This is a genomic window from Variovorax sp. GW821-FHT09A10, from assembly GCF_059418385.1.
The window spans coordinates 813800-829365 of sequence record NZ_JBWKPT010000002.1 but is presented as its reverse complement, the minus strand read 5'-3'; the positions used below and the strand labels follow the sequence as shown (position 1 = coordinate 829365).

General features: G+C 67.3%; 14 protein-coding genes and 1 tRNA gene. 9 read left to right on the top strand and 6 right to left on the bottom strand.

Going from position 1 to position 15566, the window contains the following annotated elements; all coding sequences use genetic code 11:
- Positions 1-5: 5 nt before the first annotated feature.
- Genes AC07Q9_RS10655 through mfd form a run of 3 tightly spaced genes read right to left on the bottom strand, consistent with a single transcriptional unit; the run spans position 6 to position 5259 of the window.
- A complete protein-coding gene (locus tag AC07Q9_RS10655; protein WP_495309269.1) occupies positions 6-1070 on the bottom strand; it encodes an Ldh family oxidoreductase in 1065 nt (354 codons plus the stop codon).
- A complete protein-coding gene (serB, locus tag AC07Q9_RS10650) occupies positions 1067-1780 on the bottom strand; it encodes a phosphoserine phosphatase SerB (RefSeq protein WP_139704649.1) in 714 nt (237 codons plus the stop codon). Before serB ends, AC07Q9_RS10655 begins: the two co-directional genes overlap by 4 nt.
- The gene (gene mfd, locus AC07Q9_RS10645) at positions 1777-5259 is read right to left on the bottom strand and encodes a transcription-repair coupling factor (RefSeq protein ID WP_062480717.1); all 3483 of its coding nucleotides are present in this window, start codon (positions 5257-5259) and stop codon (positions 1777-1779) included. Before mfd ends, serB begins: the two co-directional genes overlap by 4 nt.
- 118 nt (positions 5260-5377) lie before the next feature.
- Here mfd and ispD point away from each other — a divergent pair, with 118 nt between their 5' ends.
- On the top strand, positions 5378-6091 hold the full coding sequence (ispD, locus tag AC07Q9_RS10640) for a 2-C-methyl-D-erythritol 4-phosphate cytidylyltransferase (protein ID WP_495309266.1): 714 nt from the start codon (positions 5378-5380) through the stop codon (positions 6089-6091).
- Positions 6088-6579 (top strand): 2-C-methyl-D-erythritol 2,4-cyclodiphosphate synthase, encoded by a 492-nt coding sequence (ispF, locus tag AC07Q9_RS10635; protein ID WP_495309264.1) that lies wholly within the window; start codon positions 6088-6090, stop codon positions 6577-6579. The genes ispD and ispF overlap by 4 nt, the downstream gene beginning before the upstream one ends.
- Positions 6580-6594: 15 nt before the next feature.
- Here the strand turns inward: ispF and AC07Q9_RS10630 are convergent, their stop codons facing one another.
- Together AC07Q9_RS10630 and ompR are read right to left on the bottom strand one after the other, a co-directional pair.
- Entirely contained in the window at positions 6595-8016 is a 1422-nt protein-coding gene (locus AC07Q9_RS10630; protein WP_062480711.1) for a sensor histidine kinase family protein, read from the bottom strand.
- Positions 8017-8093: 77 nt separating this feature from the next.
- The gene (gene ompR, locus AC07Q9_RS10625; RefSeq protein ID WP_007837017.1) at positions 8094-8825 is read right to left on the bottom strand and encodes an osmolarity response regulator transcription factor OmpR; all 732 of its coding nucleotides are present in this window, start codon (positions 8823-8825) and stop codon (positions 8094-8096) included.
- Between the two features lie 95 nt (positions 8826-8920).
- Between ompR and AC07Q9_RS10620 the strand changes: the two genes are divergently transcribed.
- Together AC07Q9_RS10620 and AC07Q9_RS10615 are read left to right on the top strand one after the other, a co-directional pair.
- Positions 8921-9358 (top strand): hypothetical protein, encoded by a 438-nt coding sequence (locus AC07Q9_RS10620; RefSeq protein ID WP_489056920.1) that lies wholly within the window; start codon positions 8921-8923, stop codon positions 9356-9358.
- Positions 9359-9412: 54 nt separating this feature from the next.
- On the top strand, positions 9413-10120 hold the full coding sequence (locus AC07Q9_RS10615) for an SIMPL domain-containing protein (protein ID WP_489056919.1): 708 nt from the start codon (positions 9413-9415) through the stop codon (positions 10118-10120).
- Positions 10121-10180: 60 nt separating this feature from the next.
- Here the strand turns inward: AC07Q9_RS10615 and AC07Q9_RS10610 are convergent, their stop codons facing one another.
- Positions 10181-10951 carry a 3-hydroxybutyrate dehydrogenase gene (locus tag AC07Q9_RS10610; RefSeq protein WP_307693746.1) on the bottom strand — a complete coding sequence of 257 codons (771 nt, stop codon included), beginning with the start codon at positions 10949-10951 and terminating at the stop codon, positions 10181-10183.
- Positions 10952-11019: 68 nt separating this feature from the next.
- On the opposite strand from AC07Q9_RS10610, the gene AC07Q9_RS10605 reads away from it, so the two are divergent.
- The 5 genes from AC07Q9_RS10605 to phaR all read left to right on the top strand — a co-directional run bounded on the left by AC07Q9_RS10605 (position 11020) and on the right by phaR (position 15558).
- A complete protein-coding gene (locus AC07Q9_RS10605) occupies positions 11020-11973 on the top strand; it encodes an alpha/beta fold hydrolase (protein ID WP_495309261.1) in 954 nt (317 codons plus the stop codon).
- 58 nt (positions 11974-12031) lie between these two features.
- The gene (locus tag AC07Q9_RS10600; protein ID WP_495309977.1) at positions 12032-14221 is read left to right on the top strand and encodes a RelA/SpoT family protein; all 2190 of its coding nucleotides are present in this window, start codon (positions 12032-12034) and stop codon (positions 14219-14221) included.
- A 38-nt stretch (positions 14222-14259) separates the two neighbouring features.
- Positions 14260-14336: transfer RNA gene (locus AC07Q9_RS10595), tRNA-Val, on the top strand.
- Between the two features lie 268 nt (positions 14337-14604).
- Positions 14605-14928 (top strand): hypothetical protein, encoded by a 324-nt coding sequence (locus tag AC07Q9_RS10590; RefSeq protein WP_307693744.1) that lies wholly within the window; start codon positions 14605-14607, stop codon positions 14926-14928.
- 69 nt (positions 14929-14997) lie between these two features.
- Positions 14998-15558 carry a polyhydroxyalkanoate synthesis repressor PhaR gene (gene phaR, locus AC07Q9_RS10585; protein ID WP_062480702.1) on the top strand — a complete coding sequence of 187 codons (561 nt, stop codon included), beginning with the start codon at positions 14998-15000 and terminating at the stop codon, positions 15556-15558.
- Positions 15559-15566 lie beyond the last annotated feature (8 nt).

The window sequence follows — 15566 nt, the reverse complement described above, 5'->3', positions numbered from 1 at the left end:
CCTCGTCAGATCAGCGCCTGCGCCAGCCGCAGGCCATGCCGCTGCTCCACTTCCTGCAGCGAGCGCGCAATCGACGGGTGCAGCCGCACCCCGTTCGCCGATTGCGCTTCCCGACGCTTCAACCCGCCTTCACCCGGCAGCCGCACAGGCTTGGCCGGGTCGACGGGCGCGTTGTCGCGGCATTTCGCGGCCACGTGGTCCATCTGGCGCAGGAAGGCCTCCTTGCCGCCGAAGGCGTGCAGGTCGTGCAGCGTGAGGTGCACCGTCGCGCCCCAGCCTTCGGGCGGGTCGGCGCGGCCGTGGCCCGCGAGGCCGGCCGTGAGCGTCTCGACCAGCAGCGCCATGCCGTAGCCCTTGTGGCCGTGGCTCAGGCCGCCCACGGGCAGCAGCGTGCCGGGCGGCTGGTCGAACAGCACCTGCGGGTTGTTCGACGGCTTGCCGGAGGCGTCGATGAGCCATTCCTCGGCGAAAGTCTCGCCGGCCGCGCGCTTGCGGTTGCTCATGCCGTTGGTGGTGATGGAGGCCGAGATGTCGACCATCACGCCGCCCTGCGAGAGCGGAAAGCCCATCGCCAGCGGATTCGGCGTGAACACCGCCTGCGTGCCGCCGAAGGGCGCGACGCTGGCGGTGTTGGGGTCGGAGCAGGCCAGCAGCATCAGCATGTCTTCCTGCAGCGCGCGCAGCATGTAGACCGCGAGGCAGGCGATGTGGTGGCTGCGGCGGATCACGAGCGAGGCGGTACCCAGTTCACGCGCACGCGGCACCAGCAGGTCCATGCCCTGGTCCATGAGCCACGGGCCGGGCAGGCGCTTGCCGTCCCACAGCACGGCGGCGGGGCGGTCGGACAGCACCTCGGGCGCGCCGTCGCGCGTCATGCCGCCCGATTCGATTTCTTTCACATAGCCGGCCAGCAGCGCGAGGCCGTGGGTGTCGTGGCCCAGCAGGTCGCCTTCGACCAAAGTGCGCGCGACGCTGTCGGCCATCGAGGCCGCGAGCCCCGCCTTCTGCAGCAGGGCACTGGCGTAGTCGCGCAGCGCGTCGGCGCGGTAGAGCGGGGCGGCTTCTGTCATTTCAGGATCTCCAGCACGCGGTCGAGTCCGCCTTCGTTGATCGCCACCATGGCCTGCTCGCGCACCTTCGGCTTGGCGTGATAGGCCACCGAAAGCCCGGCCTCGCCCATCATCGGCAGGTCGTTGGCGCCGTCGCCCACGGCGATGGTCTCTTGCGGCGAGATGCCCATGAGCGAGGCCACTTCGAGCAGCGTGCGGCGCTTTTCGGCGCCATCGCAGATGTCGCCCCAGCTTTGCGTCACGACCTGGCCGGTGAGCTGGCCGTCGGCTTCGTCCAGCAGGTTGGAGCGCGCGAAGTCGATGCCCAGGCGGTCCTTCACGCGGTTCGCGAAGAAGGTGAAGCCGCCCGACACCAGCAGCACCTTGAGGCCGGCCTTCTTGCAGGCCGCGACCAGTTCGGTGGCGCCCGGGTTGAGCTTCAGGCGCTCGTCGTACACCTGCTGCAGCGCGGCCACGGGCACGCCCTGCAGCAGCGCCACGCGGCGGCGCAGGCTTTCCTTGAAGTCCTTGATCTCGCCGCGCATCGTGGCCTCGGTGATCGCAGCCACCTCGGCCTTCTTGCCGACGGCATCGGCGATCTCGTCGATGCACTCGATGTTGATCAGCGTCGAGTCCATGTCGAACGCGATCAGCTTGAAGTCGGCGAGCTTCAGCGGCGGCTTCACGCGCTGGAGGACGAGGCCGGGGGAGAGTTCAGTCGTAGCGCTCATGCGGGGGCGGTTTCCTTGACGAGGGGTTGTCCGAGGCTGCGCAGCACGTCGCGCACCATCTGGGCGCGGTCCTTCGGCTCCTTGAGTTCGCGCTCGATGCGCAGCTTCTCGTTGCCGGCAAGTTTGATGTGCTTGTTCTTCTGGATCAGCTGGATGATGGCCATGCCGTCCACCGGCGCGTCCTTGCGGAAGGTGATGTTGATGATGCCCGGCGCCGCATCGACCTTGACCACGCCGTAGGGCCGCGCGAGCACGCGCAGGCGGTGCGTGTCGATCAGCGTCTGGGCCTGCGGCGGCAGCTTGCCGAAGCGGTCGACGATTTCTTCCAGCAGCGTGTCGATCTGGTCGGGGTTCTTCGCGGTGGCGAGCTTCTTGTAGAACGACAGCCGCAGGTGCACGTCGCCGCAGTAGTCGTCGGGCAAGAGGGCGGGGGCGTGCAGGTTGATCTCGGTCGTGACCGACAGCGGCGAGAGCAGGTCGGGCTCCTGCCCGGCCTTCAGCGAGCGCACGGCTTCGCTGAGCATCTCGTTGTAGAGCTGGAAGCCGATCTCCATCATGTTGCCGCTCTGGTTCTCGCCGAGCACCTCGCCCGTGCCGCGGATCTCCAGGTCGTGCATCGCCAGGTAGAAGCCCGAGCCCAGTTCCTCCATCTGCTGGATCGCTTCGAGCCGCTGCGAGGCCTGCTTGGTCAGGCCTTCGGTGTCGGGCACCATCAGGTACGCATAGGCTTGGTGATGCGACCGGCCGACGCGGCCACGCAGCTGGTGCAGCTGGGCCAGGCCGAACTTGTCGGCGCGGCTCATCACGATGGTGTTGGCGGTGGGCACGTCGATGCCGGTCTCGATGATGGTCGAGCACAGCAGCATGTTGTAGCGCTGGGCCACGAAGTCGCGCATCACGCGCTCCAGCTCGCGCTCGGGCATCTGGCCGTGGGCCACGGCGATGCGGGCCTCGGGCAGGATTTCTTCGAGCTTCTGGCGGCGGTTCTCGATGGTCTCGACCTCGTTGTGCAGGAAGTAGACCTGCCCGCCGCGCTTCAATTCGCGCAGCACGGCTTCGCGGATCACGCCGGTGCCCTCGTTGCGCACGAAGGTCTTGATGGCCAGCCGGCGTTGCGGCGCGGTGGCGATCACGCTCAGGTCGCGCAGGCCTTCGAGCGCCATGCCCAGCGTGCGTGGAATCGGCGTGGCGGTGAGCGTGAGCACATCGACCTCGGCGCGCATCGCCTTCATCGCCTCCTTGTGGCGCACGCCGAAGCGGTGCTCCTCGTCGATGATCAGCAGGCCCAGGTTCTTGAACTTGACCGACTGCGAGAGCAGCTTGTGCGTGCCGACGACGATGTCGACCTGGCCCTCGGCCAGGCCCTTGGCGGCGGCCGTGATTTCCTTGGCCGAGCGGAAGCGGCTCATCTCGGCCACCTTCACCGGCCACTTGGCAAAACGGTCGACCAGCGTCTGGTAGTGCTGCTCGGCCAGCAGCGTGGTCGGCGCGAGAAACGCCACCTGCTTGCCGCCGGTGACGGCGATGAAGGCGGCGCGCAGCGCCACCTCGGTCTTGCCGAAGCCCACGTCGCCGCACACGAGGCGGTCCATTGGCTGGGGCGAGATCATGTCCTGCACCACAGCGTGGATCGCGGCCTTCTGGTCGGCGGTTTCCTGGAAACCGAAGTCGTTGGCGAACACCTCGTAGTCGGCCGGCGAGTAGCGGAAGGCGTGGCCTTCGCGCGCGGCGCGGCGGGCGTAGATGTTGAGCAGCTCGGCGGCCGAGTCGCGCACCTGTTCGGCGGCCTTGCGCTTGGCCTTTTCCCACTGGCCGGAGCCCAGCTTGTGCAGCGGCGCCTCGTCGGCGCTCACGCCGGTGTAGCGGCTGATCTGGTGCAGCTGGCTCACGGGCACGTAGAGCGTGGCCTTGTCGGCGTACTCCAGGTGCAGCATTTCCTGCAGCAGCGGCTTGCCGTCGGCGCCCGTGCCCTGGCCCAGGTCCATGTGGATCAGGCCGCGGTAACGGCCGATGCCGTGCGCGCTGTGCACCACCGGGTCGCCCACGTTGAGTTCGGACAGGTCCTTGATCAGCGCCTCGACGTCGCTGACCTGTTCCTGCTTCTTGTTGCGCCGGCGCGTGGTGGGCGCGGTGGCGAACAGCTCGGTCTCGGTGACGAAGTCGATCGCCTGTTCGCGCCACGCGAAGCCCGAGGCCAGCGCGGCGGTGGCGATGCCGATCTTCTCGTCGCCCGAGGCCTCGAATTCGGCCAGCGAGTCGAAGGCCGGCGGGTTCACGCCGCTGGCGCGCAGGAAGTCGAGCAGGCTCTCGCGGCGGCCGTCGCTTTCGGCGATCAGCAGCACGCGGTGCGGCGTGGCGGCGATGTGGGCCTTCAGGCCGACCAGCGGATCTTCGGCGCCGCGCACGACGGCGAACGGCGGCAGCTTGTCGAACTCGGCGTAGGGCGCATCGGTGGCGATGTCGCCCCGGATGGCGAGCTGCGCGTGCGGCTTGGCGCGCTGGTAGAACTGCTCGGCATTGAGGAACAGCGCGTCGGGCGGCAGCGCCGGGCGTTCGGGGTCGCCCTGCACCAGCCGGTAGCGCTCGTTGGTGTCCTGCCAGAAGTGCTGGAACGCGGGTTCGAGGTCGCCGTGCAGCACGACGGTGGCGTCGGGGCCGAGGTAGTCGAACACCGTGGCCGTCTCGTCGAAGAACAGCGGCAGGTAGTACTCGATGCCGGCGGTGGCCACGCCGTTGCCCATGTCCTTGTAGATGCGGCTCTTGGTCGGGTCGCCTTCGAGCAGTTCGCGCCAGCGGCTGCGAAAGCGCGCGCGGGCGTCGTCGTCCATCGGGAACTCGCGGCCCGGCAGCAGGCGCACCTCGGGCACGGGGTACAGGCTGCGCTGGGTGTCGGGGTCGAAGGTGCGGATGGAGTCGATCTCGTCGTCGAACAGGTCGACGCGGAACGGCACCAGCGAGCCCATGGGAAACAGGTCGATCAGGCCGCCGCGCACCGCGTATTCGCCCGGGCTCACCACCTGTGTCACGTGGCTGTAGCCGGCCAGCGTGAGCTGCGCCTTGAGCTTCGATTCCTGCAGCTTCTGCTTGGCCTTGAACTGGAAGGTGTAGCCGGCCAGGAAGGCCGGCGGCGCCAGCCGGTACAGCGCGGTGGTGGCGGGCACCAGCACCACGTCGGCCTCTTTCTGGCTGATGCGCCACAGCGTGGCCAGGCGCTCGCTGATCAGGTCCTGGTGCGGCGAGAAGCTGTCGTAGGGCAGCGTTTCCCAGTCGGGGAAGAGGGCGCAGCGCAGTTCGGGCGCGAAGAAGGCGATTTCGTCGATGAGCCGCTGGGCGTCGTTCGCGTCGGCGGTGAACATCGCGGTGGCGCGGCCCGCGGCCTTCTCGCGCATGCCGAGCTGGGCCAGCATCAGCGCATCGGCGGACAACGGGGGACGCGGCAGCGTGAAACGCTTGCCCGCCGGGAGAAGGGGGAGGTCCATGGAGCGGCTCGAAAAATGCACGACACCCCGCGCCGGACGGCGAGGGGTGTGCGAATGTCAATTCTAGAATGGCGGCCCCTTATTCGCTTGTCGGCCATCGGCCCGTGCCGCACTCCTCATGTCATCTTCCCGTTTCTACGTGCTGATCCCCTGTGCCGGCTCCGGCCACCGTGCCGGCGGCACGCAGCCCAAGCAGTACCGGCGCCTGGCGGGCCAGTCGATGGTGGCCCACACGGTGGACGCGTTCCGTGCGCTGACCGGGCGTTTCGCGGGGGTGGCCGTGGTGGTGTCGCCCGACGACCGCGAGGTACAGACGGCGCTGCCGCGCTTTCCGGCGACCGGCGAATACCTGCTGCGCGTGGGCGGCCTGACGCGCGCCGCCTCGGTGCGCAACGGCCTGGCGGCGCTGCGACAGAAGGGCGCGGGCGCGCACGACTGGGTGCTGGTGCACGACGCGGCGCGTTGCCTGGTCACGTCCAGCCAGATCGAAGCGCTCATTGCCGCCTGCGAGCACGACGCCGTCGGCGGCCTGCTGGCGCAGCGGCTGGCCGACACGCTGAAGGTCTCGTCGACCGACAGCCGCTCGACCCAGACCCTGCCGCGCGCCGACAAGTGGCTGGCGCAGACGCCGCAGATGTTCCGCATCGGCATGCTGCTCGACGCGCTGGAGCGCGTGGGCGACGTGGTGACCGACGAGGCCAGCGCCATCGAGACCCTCGGTTTGGCGCCGCTGCTGGTGCCTGGCAGCGCGCAGAACTTCAAGGTCACGTTTCCCGAAGATTTCGCACTGGCCGAGGCAGTGCTGCTCGGCCGCAAGAAGGCCATGGCATGACGACGACCCCGTTCAACATCCGCATCGGCGAAGGCTGGGACGTCCACCAGCTGGTGGCGGGGCGCAAGCTCATCCTGGGTGGCATCGAGGTGCCGCACACCACCGGCCTGCTCGGGCATTCCGACGCCGACGTGCTGCTGCACGCCATCACCGACGCGCTGCTCGGCGGTGCCGGGCTGGGCGACATCGGCCGGCATTTTCCCGACACCGATGCGCAATTTCGCGGCGCCGATTCGGCCGTGCTGCTGGCCGAGGCGGCTCGCCGCGTGCGGGCGGCCGGCTGGGAGATCGGCAACGTCGACAGCACCGTGATCGCGCAGGCGCCCAAGCTGGCGCCGCACATCCCGGCCATGTGCCAGCGCATTGCCGACACGCTGGGCATTGCGCGCGATCAGGTCAATGTGAAAGCCAAGACGGCCGAGAAGCTCGGCCCGGTGGGCGAGGGGCGGGCGATGGAAGCCCGCGCCGCGGTGCTGCTGCACCGCTGAGCCCGGGGTTCTTCTTCAGGCGACCTGTTTCTTGCCCGGCACCTCGCCGGGCTTGCTGCTGCCCGCCGGCATCGCGCGCGGCATGCGGATGTGGGCCGCGAGGCCCCGGCCCGGCGTGCTGGTGAGCGCGAAGGTGCCGCCCATGCGCTCGATGTTCTTCGCCACGATCGACAGCCCCAGGCCGGCACCGGCCGCCGAGGTGCGCGCCGCGTCGCCGCGGAAGAAGGGCTTGGTCAGCTGCACGAGCAGGGCGGGCTCGACGCCCGCGCCGTGGTCGCGCACCTTGATCAGCACCGCGTCGTTGTTGGCCTGCGCCTGGATCGTGACGTCGGCCACGCCGGTCGACGGCGTCTTGCCGTAGCGCCGCGCGTTCTCGACCAGGTTGGAGATCACGCGCGTGAGCTCCACCTCGTCGCCCATCACCTTCAGGTCGGCGGGCACGTCGACGTGGATGTTCATCTCTTCGTAGTCCTGCACGGCGTAGGTGCAGGCGTCGATCACGTCGCGCAGCAGCACGGGGCGCTGGTCGACATGGTCGGGGCGGGCGTAGTCGAGGAACTTGTCGATGATCGCGTCGAGCTGCGCGATGTCGGCGGCCATGTGGTCGCGCGCGTCTTCGTCGGCCACGCTCATCTCGGTTTCGAGCCGCAGCCGCGCCAGCGGCGTGCGCAGGTCGTGCGAGATGCCGGCCAGCATGATGGCGCGGTCCTGCTCGATCTTGGCGAGCTGGTCGGCCATGCGGTTGAAGCCGATGTTCACCGCGCGGATTTCGTTGGTGCGGGCGCGTTCGTCGAGCCGGTGCGCTTCGTACTCGCCCTCGCGCACCTGCAAGGTGGCGCGCGACAGCTGCTTGAGCGGCAGGTTGATGAGCCGCGTGATCAGCGCCGCGCCGGCGAGCGACAGCGCCATCGCCGTGCTGAGCCAGACCAGCCAGGTGCGCCCTCCCACGCGGCTGAAGCGCGTGGGGTCGAGCAGCAGCCAGTAGGTGTCGCTCTCGATGGTGAAGCCGATCCACAGGCCCGGCTCGTCGTTCACGCGGCTGGCCACGGTGGTGCCTTCGCCGAGTTGGGCGATCAGCTCTTCGGTGACGCGCTCGTCGAGTGCGCCGCTGGTGTAGGGCTGGAAGCGGTCGTTGGGTTCGCGCGGCAGGATGCGCACGCCTTCCTGGTCGGCCAGCGTCTTGATCAGCGAGACCCGCGTGATCGCGTCCGAGTACACGAGCGCCGCGCGCGTGAGGTTCACGAGCGAGGCGATCTGGTGTCCGGTCTGGATGGCACGCGGCTCGTATTCGAGCGAGCGGAAGGTCTGCAGCCAGGCGACCGTGCAACCGATCAGCAGCAGTGCGAGCAGGAAGAAGGTGCGCCAGAAAAGACTGAAGCCCAGCTTGAGGCCGGGGCGGCGGTCACGTTGCGCGCTCGCTTCGAGCGGGCTCGGCATCGTGACCTGCGCACCGTCCTCCTGGGCCGGGTCAGGTCGGGCGGAATGGAGGCCGATGGCCACCTCTCAGCGGATCGTCAGGCCGTGCCGTCCGGCACGAACACGTAGCCCACGCCCCAGACGGTCTGGATGTAGCGCGGCGCCGCGGCGTCGGACTCGACCAGCTTGCGCAGGCGCGAGATCTGCACGTCCAGGCTGCGGTCGAAGGGTTCGAATTCGCGGCCGCGGGCCAGCTGGGCCAGCTTTTCGCGCGACAGCGGCTGGCGCGGGTGACGGACCAGCGCCTTCAGCATCGCGAACTCGCCGGTGGTCAGCGAGAGCTCTTCGCCGTCCTTCTTCAGGGTGCGCGAGCCGAGGTCGAAGGCGAACGGGCCGAAGGTGACGGTCTCGTTCTCGGTAGAGGGGGCGCCGGGCGCCTCGAGCGGCGGACGGCGGCGCAGCACGGCGTGCACGCGGGCCAGCAGTTCGCGCGGGTTGAAGGGCTTGCCCAGGTAGTCGTCGGCGCCGACTTCGAGACCGACGATGCGGTCCACGTCTTCGCCCTTGGCGGTGAGCATGATGATCGGCGTGCGGTCGTTGGCGGCGCGCAGGCGGCGGCAGACGGAGAGACCGTCTTCGCCGGGCATCATCAGGTCGAGCACGATCAGGTCGACCGTGTCGCGCAACAGGATGCGGTTGAGCGCCTTGCCGTCCTCGGCCACGATCACTTCGAATCCTTCCTGGGTCAGGTAGCGGCGCAGGAGGTCGCGGATGCGGGCGTCGTCGTCGACGATCACGATCTTGTCGGTGCGAGCGGGAACTTGAGTCATTTCTACAACGTTGAATTTGTAACAGCGCCGATTCTGAAGGCGTTAGGACCCCATTGCTGCCGAATTCCGTAGTGGTTGACACTAAGTTACACAACTTGCGGCCGCTCGCCGTCTGGTCATCCGGGCTTTGCCCGGTGGTGGCACAGTCCGTGCTGCCTTATGACGATTGCGCGATGAGACCTTCTTTTTCCGCCTTGCCTCTGCTTTTTTTCGCTTGCGCTTGTGGTGCGACGTCCGCCGTTTCCGAAGGGTTTTTACGGGTCAGTGAAGGACGCCGCAGCGAAGTGCGCGATGCCGTGGCCGCGCACCGGGCGGCCCAGCGGGAAGAGCAGCGCCGCGGCGAAGCGATCGCCGGGCGCCGCCTCACGGCGGGCGAATTGTTCGAGTTGCGGCAGCAGGTCCGGGGGCAGTGGGTGCCCATGGGAACGGGTGTTCTTTTGAATTCGGCAGAATCACAGCCTGCCGAGCGCATCGTGCCGGCACCGCAGCCCGTCGCCAGTCCGCAAACCGCGCCGCGCAGCCTGCGCCACTGAAGAAGACGGCGCAGGCGAGGGCTTTTCCTCGCATCCACCAGGGAGAAATCTGTCTTGAAGACTGTTCAATTGATCGCGGCCTGCGCCGCGCTGACCTTTGCCGGTGCCGCCTTGGCCCAGAATGCCGTCATGCCTGCTCCACAAAACGTGCTCCAGCTGTCGGTCTCCGGCACCGTCGAAGTTCAGCAAGACCTGCTGAGCATGACCCTCGTCACCACGCGCGACGCCGCCGAGGCGGGCACCGTGCAAACCCAGCTCAAGACCGCGCTCGATGCCGCGCTGGCCGAAGCCAAGAAGAATGCGCAGCCGGGCCAGCTCGACGTGCGCACGGGCAACTTCAGCCTCTCGCCGCGCTACACCAAGGACGGCAAGATCAACGGCTGGCAAGGTTCGACCGAACTGGTGCTCGAAGGCCGCGACTTCGCGCGCATCACCCAGACGGCCGGGCGCATCAGCACGCTCAGCGTGGGCAACGTCGGCTTCGGCCTGAGCCGCGAACAGCGCGCCAAGACCGAGACCGAGGCACAGAACATTGCCATCGACAACTTCAAGCAGAAGGCCACCGAGCTGGCCAAGGGCTTCGGCTTCGGTGGCTACACGCTGCGTGAGGTGTCGGTGAACGCGAACGACAGCGGCCCGATCCGCCCGCGCGTGATGGCCATGCAGGCCAAGTCGTTCTCGGCCGCCGATTCGGCCGTGCCGGTGGAGGCGGGCAAGACCAGTGTGGTCGTGAACGTTTCGGGGTCGGTGCAGCTCAAGTAAGAAGCGCATGGCGCCGGCGGGCCGATGCCGCCGGCGTCTTCCAGATATCTCTATTTATATTTACTGAGCCGTCCAGCCGCCATCCATGGCCCAGGCGACGCCCCGCACCTGATCGGCTGCGGGAGAGCTCAGGAAGACGGCCAGCCCGCCCAACTGCTCGACCGTCGTGAACTGCAGCGAGGGCTGCTTTTCCCCCAGCAATTCGTTCTGCGCCTGGAGGGCCGAAATGCCTTCGCGGGCCGCGCGGTCGTCGATCTGCTTTTGCACCAGCGCCGTGAGCACCCAACCCGGGCAGATCGCGTTGCAGGTGACGCCAGTGGTGGCGGTTTCGAGCGCCACCGATTTCGTCAAGCCCACGATGCCGTGCTTGGCCGCGACATACGCCGACTTCTGCGCCGAGGCCACGAGCCCGTGCGCCGACGCGACGTTGATGATGCGGCCCCAATTGGCCTCGCGCATCGCGGGGATCGCCAGGCGCGTCGTGTGGAAGGCGCTCGTGAGGTTGATGGCGATGATCGCGTCCCAACGTTCGGTCGGGAAGTCTTCGACCTTGGCGACGTGCTGGATGCCGGCGTTGTTCACGAGGATGTCGACGCGGCCGAACTTCGACGCGGCGAACTTCATCATGTCCTCGATCTGGTCGGGCTTGCTCATGTCGGCCCCGTGGTACTCGGCGCGCACGCCGAGCGCCTCGATCTGGGCCTTGGGGGTGTCGGCGTCGCCGAAGCCGTTGAGCACGATGTGTGCGCCCTGTTGGGCCAGCGCCTTGGCGATGGCGAAGCCAATGCCACTGGTGGACCCCGTGACAAGCGCGGTTTTGCCTTTGAGCATGAAGATCAATCTCCGGATGAATTAGGATGCAACGAGACCATTATCCGCACCCGAACCCCTCCGTTTCCATGACAGAACCGACCCTTCACGACGTGGCCTGCAACGACGCCCAGGGCGGTCACCGCATGGCCTATTGGCAATGGGGCAACGCGCACAGCGCGCATGTCGTGGTCTGCGTGCACGGACTGACCCGGCAGGGGCGCGACTTCGACGTGCTCGCGCAGGCCATCGTGGCGCGCGCGGGCGGCGATGTGCGCGTGGTCTGTCCCGACGTGGTCGGGCGCGGGCGCAGCGACTGGCTGCGCGACCCCGCTTTCTATCAAGTGCCGGTGTATGCGGCCGACATGGTGACGCTGATCGCGCAGTTGCACGGCGAGCATCCCATGGACACGCTCGACTACGTCGGCACCAGCATGGGCGGCCTGATCGGCTTCGTGTTGGCCGGCCACAAGGAACTGCCGCTGCCACGGCCCATTCGCCGTTTCGTCGCGAACGATGTCGGCCCCACGGTCGAGCCCGCCGCCATCCAGCGCATCGGCGCGTATGTGGGCAAGAGCGGCCAGTTTCCGAGCGTGCAGGCCGCGGCCGACGCGATGTGGGCCCTGTCGACCACCTTCGGGCCGCACACGCCGGAACAGTGGCGTGCGCTGTCGCAGCACATGGTGGTGCCGGCTTCTGAGCGCAGCGCCGATGGCGCTGCCAAGACCGCCAGTGCCGGCCCGGTGGGCGAGGGCGCCTGGGTGCTGCACTACGACCCGGCCATCGGCGTGCCGCTGCGCGCCATCACGCCCGAGATCGCCGCGCAAGGCGGGGCCGTGATGTGGAGCCTGTACGACGCCATCGAGGCGCGCACGCTGCTCACGCGCGGCGCGGTGTCCGACCTGCTGTCGCCCGAGACGGCGGCCGCGATGATGCAGCGCGGGCCGCGTGCCACGCTCGTCGAGTTCGAGGGCGTGGGGCACGCGCCGACTTTCGTCGATCCCGCACAGGTCGCCGTCGTCACGAATTTCCTGTTCGATTGAGGGCATCGTGAAGCGAGAGTCTGCGAACCTTCAGACGGCACCCCTGTCCGACGGCGTCATGGTCGACTACCCGCTGTCGGCCGCCACGGCCGACCGCTCGCCGGTCATGGAGAACATGCTGGCGCGCGCCCGCGCGTTCGCCGAGCCGCTGATCGCCGACGAAAAACTCGACACCGGCGAGAACACGCTGGCGCACGCCGATGCCGTGGCCGCCATCGTCGCGAAGATGGGCGGCTCCGAGGCGATGCAGGCCGCGAGCTACCTCGTGTATTCCTGCCAGCACCTGAACCGCCCGCAAGAAGTGATCGCCAAGGTTTTTGGCGACAACTTCGCGGCGCTCGCGGTCGAGACCACCAAGCTCGTGCGCGTGCAGGAGCAGGCGCGCACGGCCTCGCAAGGGCACCATGCCGAAGGCGCCGGCGCACAGACCGAGAACGTGCGCAAGATGCTGCTGGCGTTTTCGCGCGACCTGCGCGTGGTCATGCTGCGGCTGGCCTCGCGCCTGCAGACACTGAGGCACGCGGCGGCCAGCAAGCAGCCTGCACCCGAAAGTGTGGCGCGCGAGTCGCTGCAGGTGTTTGCGCCGCTCGCGAACCGGTTGGGCATCTGGCAGGTGAAGTGGGAAATCGAAGATCTCTCGTTCCGCTTTCTCGAGCCCGAGACCTACAAGCTGATCGCACGGCTGCTCGACGAGAAGCGCATCGAACGCGAAGGCCACGTCGAGCAGTTGCGCTCGCAGCTGGAGCACGAACTGCAGGCCGAAGGCGTCAAGGCCACGGTGCAGGGGCGTCCGAAGAACATCTACAGCATCGTCAAGAAGATGCGCGGCAAGTCGCTCGACTTCGAGCAGGTCTTCGACATCCTCGCGCTGCGCGTGGTGGTGCAGGACGTGAAGGACTGCTATGCCGCGCTGGCCTGGGTGCATTCGCACTTCCAGCCCATCGACGAAGAGTTCGACGACTACATCGCACGGCCCAAACCCAACGGCTACCAGTCGCTGCACACGGTGGTGCGCGAGATCGTCGATGGCAAGGTGGGCAAGCCGATCGAGATCCAGATCCGCACCGAAGAAATGCACGACCACGCCGAGCATGGCGTGGCCGCGCACTGGGCCTACAAGGAAGCGGGCCACAAGGGCTACGCGGGCGTCTGGGCCAGCGGCGAGTACGACGCCAAGATCGCGGTGTTGCGCCAGCTGCTGGCCTGGGAGCGCGACCTGTCGGGCGGGTTGCAGGGGCAGGGGCTGTTCGACGACCGCATCTATGTGCTCACGCCCGATGCCGCCATCGTCGAGTTGCCGCAGGGCGCGACACCGGTCGACTTCGCCTACACGGTGCACACGACGCTGGGGCATCGCTGCCGCGGTGCGCGTGTCGATGGCGCGATGGTGCCGCTGAACACGCCGCTGTCGAACGGGCAGACGGTCGAGATCATGGCGGCCAAGGAAGGCGGTCCGTCGCGCGACTGGCTGAATGCGGAGCTGGGTTACCTCGCGAGCCACCGCGCGCGCGCCAAGGTGCGCGCCTGGTTCAACGCGCAGATCACGCACGAGACCGTGGCGCGCGGACGCGAAGCCGTCGAGAAGCTGCTGCAGCGCGAAGGCAAGACGGCCATGCGGCTCGAGGACCTGGCGTCGCAGCTCGGCTTCAAATCGGCGGACCATCTGTTCGAGGTGGTCGGCAAGGACGAGTTTTCGCTGCGCAACATCGAGACGCTGCTGCGCCCGCCCGAGCCGGCACTGAACCCTGATGACGGCGTGCAGATCAAGAAGGCCCGCGGCAGCGAGAAGTCGGGCAAGGGCGGTGTGCTCGTGGTGGGCGTGTCGTCGCTTATGACGCAGCTCGCCAAGTGCTGCAAGCCGGCGCCGCCGGATGCGATCCGCGGCTTCGTCACGCGCGGCCATGGCGTCAGCGTGCATCGCGCGGATTGCAGCAACTTCCGCACGATGGCCGCGAAGGACGGCGAACGCGTGATCGATGTCGAATGGGGCCTGCCGAAGAAGGGTGCGGATGCGCCGGTCTACGCGGTCGACGTGGCCGTGGAAGCGGCCGACCGTCAGGGCCTGCTGCGCGATATCTCTGATGTGTTTGCGCGCGAGAAGATGAACGTGATCGGCGTGCAGACGCAGTCGATCAAGGGCACGGCGTGGATGACCTTCACCGTGGAAATCGCCGATGCCGCGCGCCTGACCCAAGTGCTCGGCGTGGTGACAGCAGTGACTGGTGTGCGATCTGCACGTCGGCGCTGAAAAGGGCCATTTCTCCTGCTATACTCGATGCTTCTCTTAGGCGCGTAGCTCAGTTGGTTAGAGCACCACCTTGACATGGTGGGGGTCGTTGGTTCGAATCCAATCGCGCCTACCAAATTCAAACACGGGTTGCAGCGATTTCGCTGCAACCCGTTCGTCGTTTGGGCGATGTGTTTGTCTCTGGATCAGCCTGGTCGCCACGAGTGATCGGCGCAAGCAAAAAACCTCTTTCGCGGGCGGCCCTTCGCGCGGTACAGGCAACGTCCCTGAGCCATGTGGTTGTGCTACCTTGAGCGGTCTGCCAACCTTCTCGAATTTCCTTGATAAGCGATCTGATGAATACGCGATCAACGTCTGTTGATCGGGCGCACGCCGACCACCGCGTGGCCGCATTGCTCAAGCAAGCCCCTCTCGAATTTGCGCGCGCGGTTTACGGCATCAATGACCTTGCTGCCGGCCGCGCCGACACCATGGCCGCGCGCGAAGTGGCGCGTGCACAACGACAGGGCATGCCTGTGACCGAGGAGCGCGCCGAGCAGCGCGCGCGTGCCTATCTTCCGACGGCGGGGCAGGAGCATTGCCCCCGATGCTGGGTCGTCTACGGGCAGAAGATCCCGCTGCGATTCAGGCTGTCGACCCCGGAGCGTCCCGAAACTGCAGCGTGTCATGCGTGCGGTGCCGAGTACGCGACCGCGTCGGATGCCTGAAGAAGAATCACGGTCAGGGTAAACCTTGTCGCGATGCAGCAAAACCGCTCCCTAGAATCATCTGATGACATGGGCGTCCATGTGAAGGAGTCTGTAGTGCAGAGCAAGAAGTCCGGGGTGAAGCCGGTCCAGCGTGTGATCAAGAAGTACCCCAACCGACGGCTCTACGACACGGAGACATCCACGTACATCACGCTGACCGAGGTCAAGCAACTGGTCATCAAGAACGCGCAGTTCGTGGTGCGCGACGCCAAGACCGGCGACGACCTCACGCGCAGCATCCTGCTGCAGATCATCCTGGAAGAAGAAGCGGGCGGCGCGCCGATGTTCACCGAGCAGGTGCTGGCCAACATCATCCGTTTCTACGGCCAGGCCATGCAGGGCTACATGGGCCCGTACCTCGAGAAGAACATCCAGGCCATGACCGAGATGCAGGCTCAGCTCGCCGAAAAGGCCGAAGGCCTGACGCCCGAGATGTGGTCGCGCTTCATGACCATGCAGTCGCCGATGATCCAGGGGCTGATGGGCAATTACGTCGAACAATCGAAGAACGTTTTTCTGCAGATGCAGGAGCAGATGCAGAAAAACACCGAGCAGGTTCTGGGGGCCTTTGGCATCAAGCGCCCCTGAATGCCGCG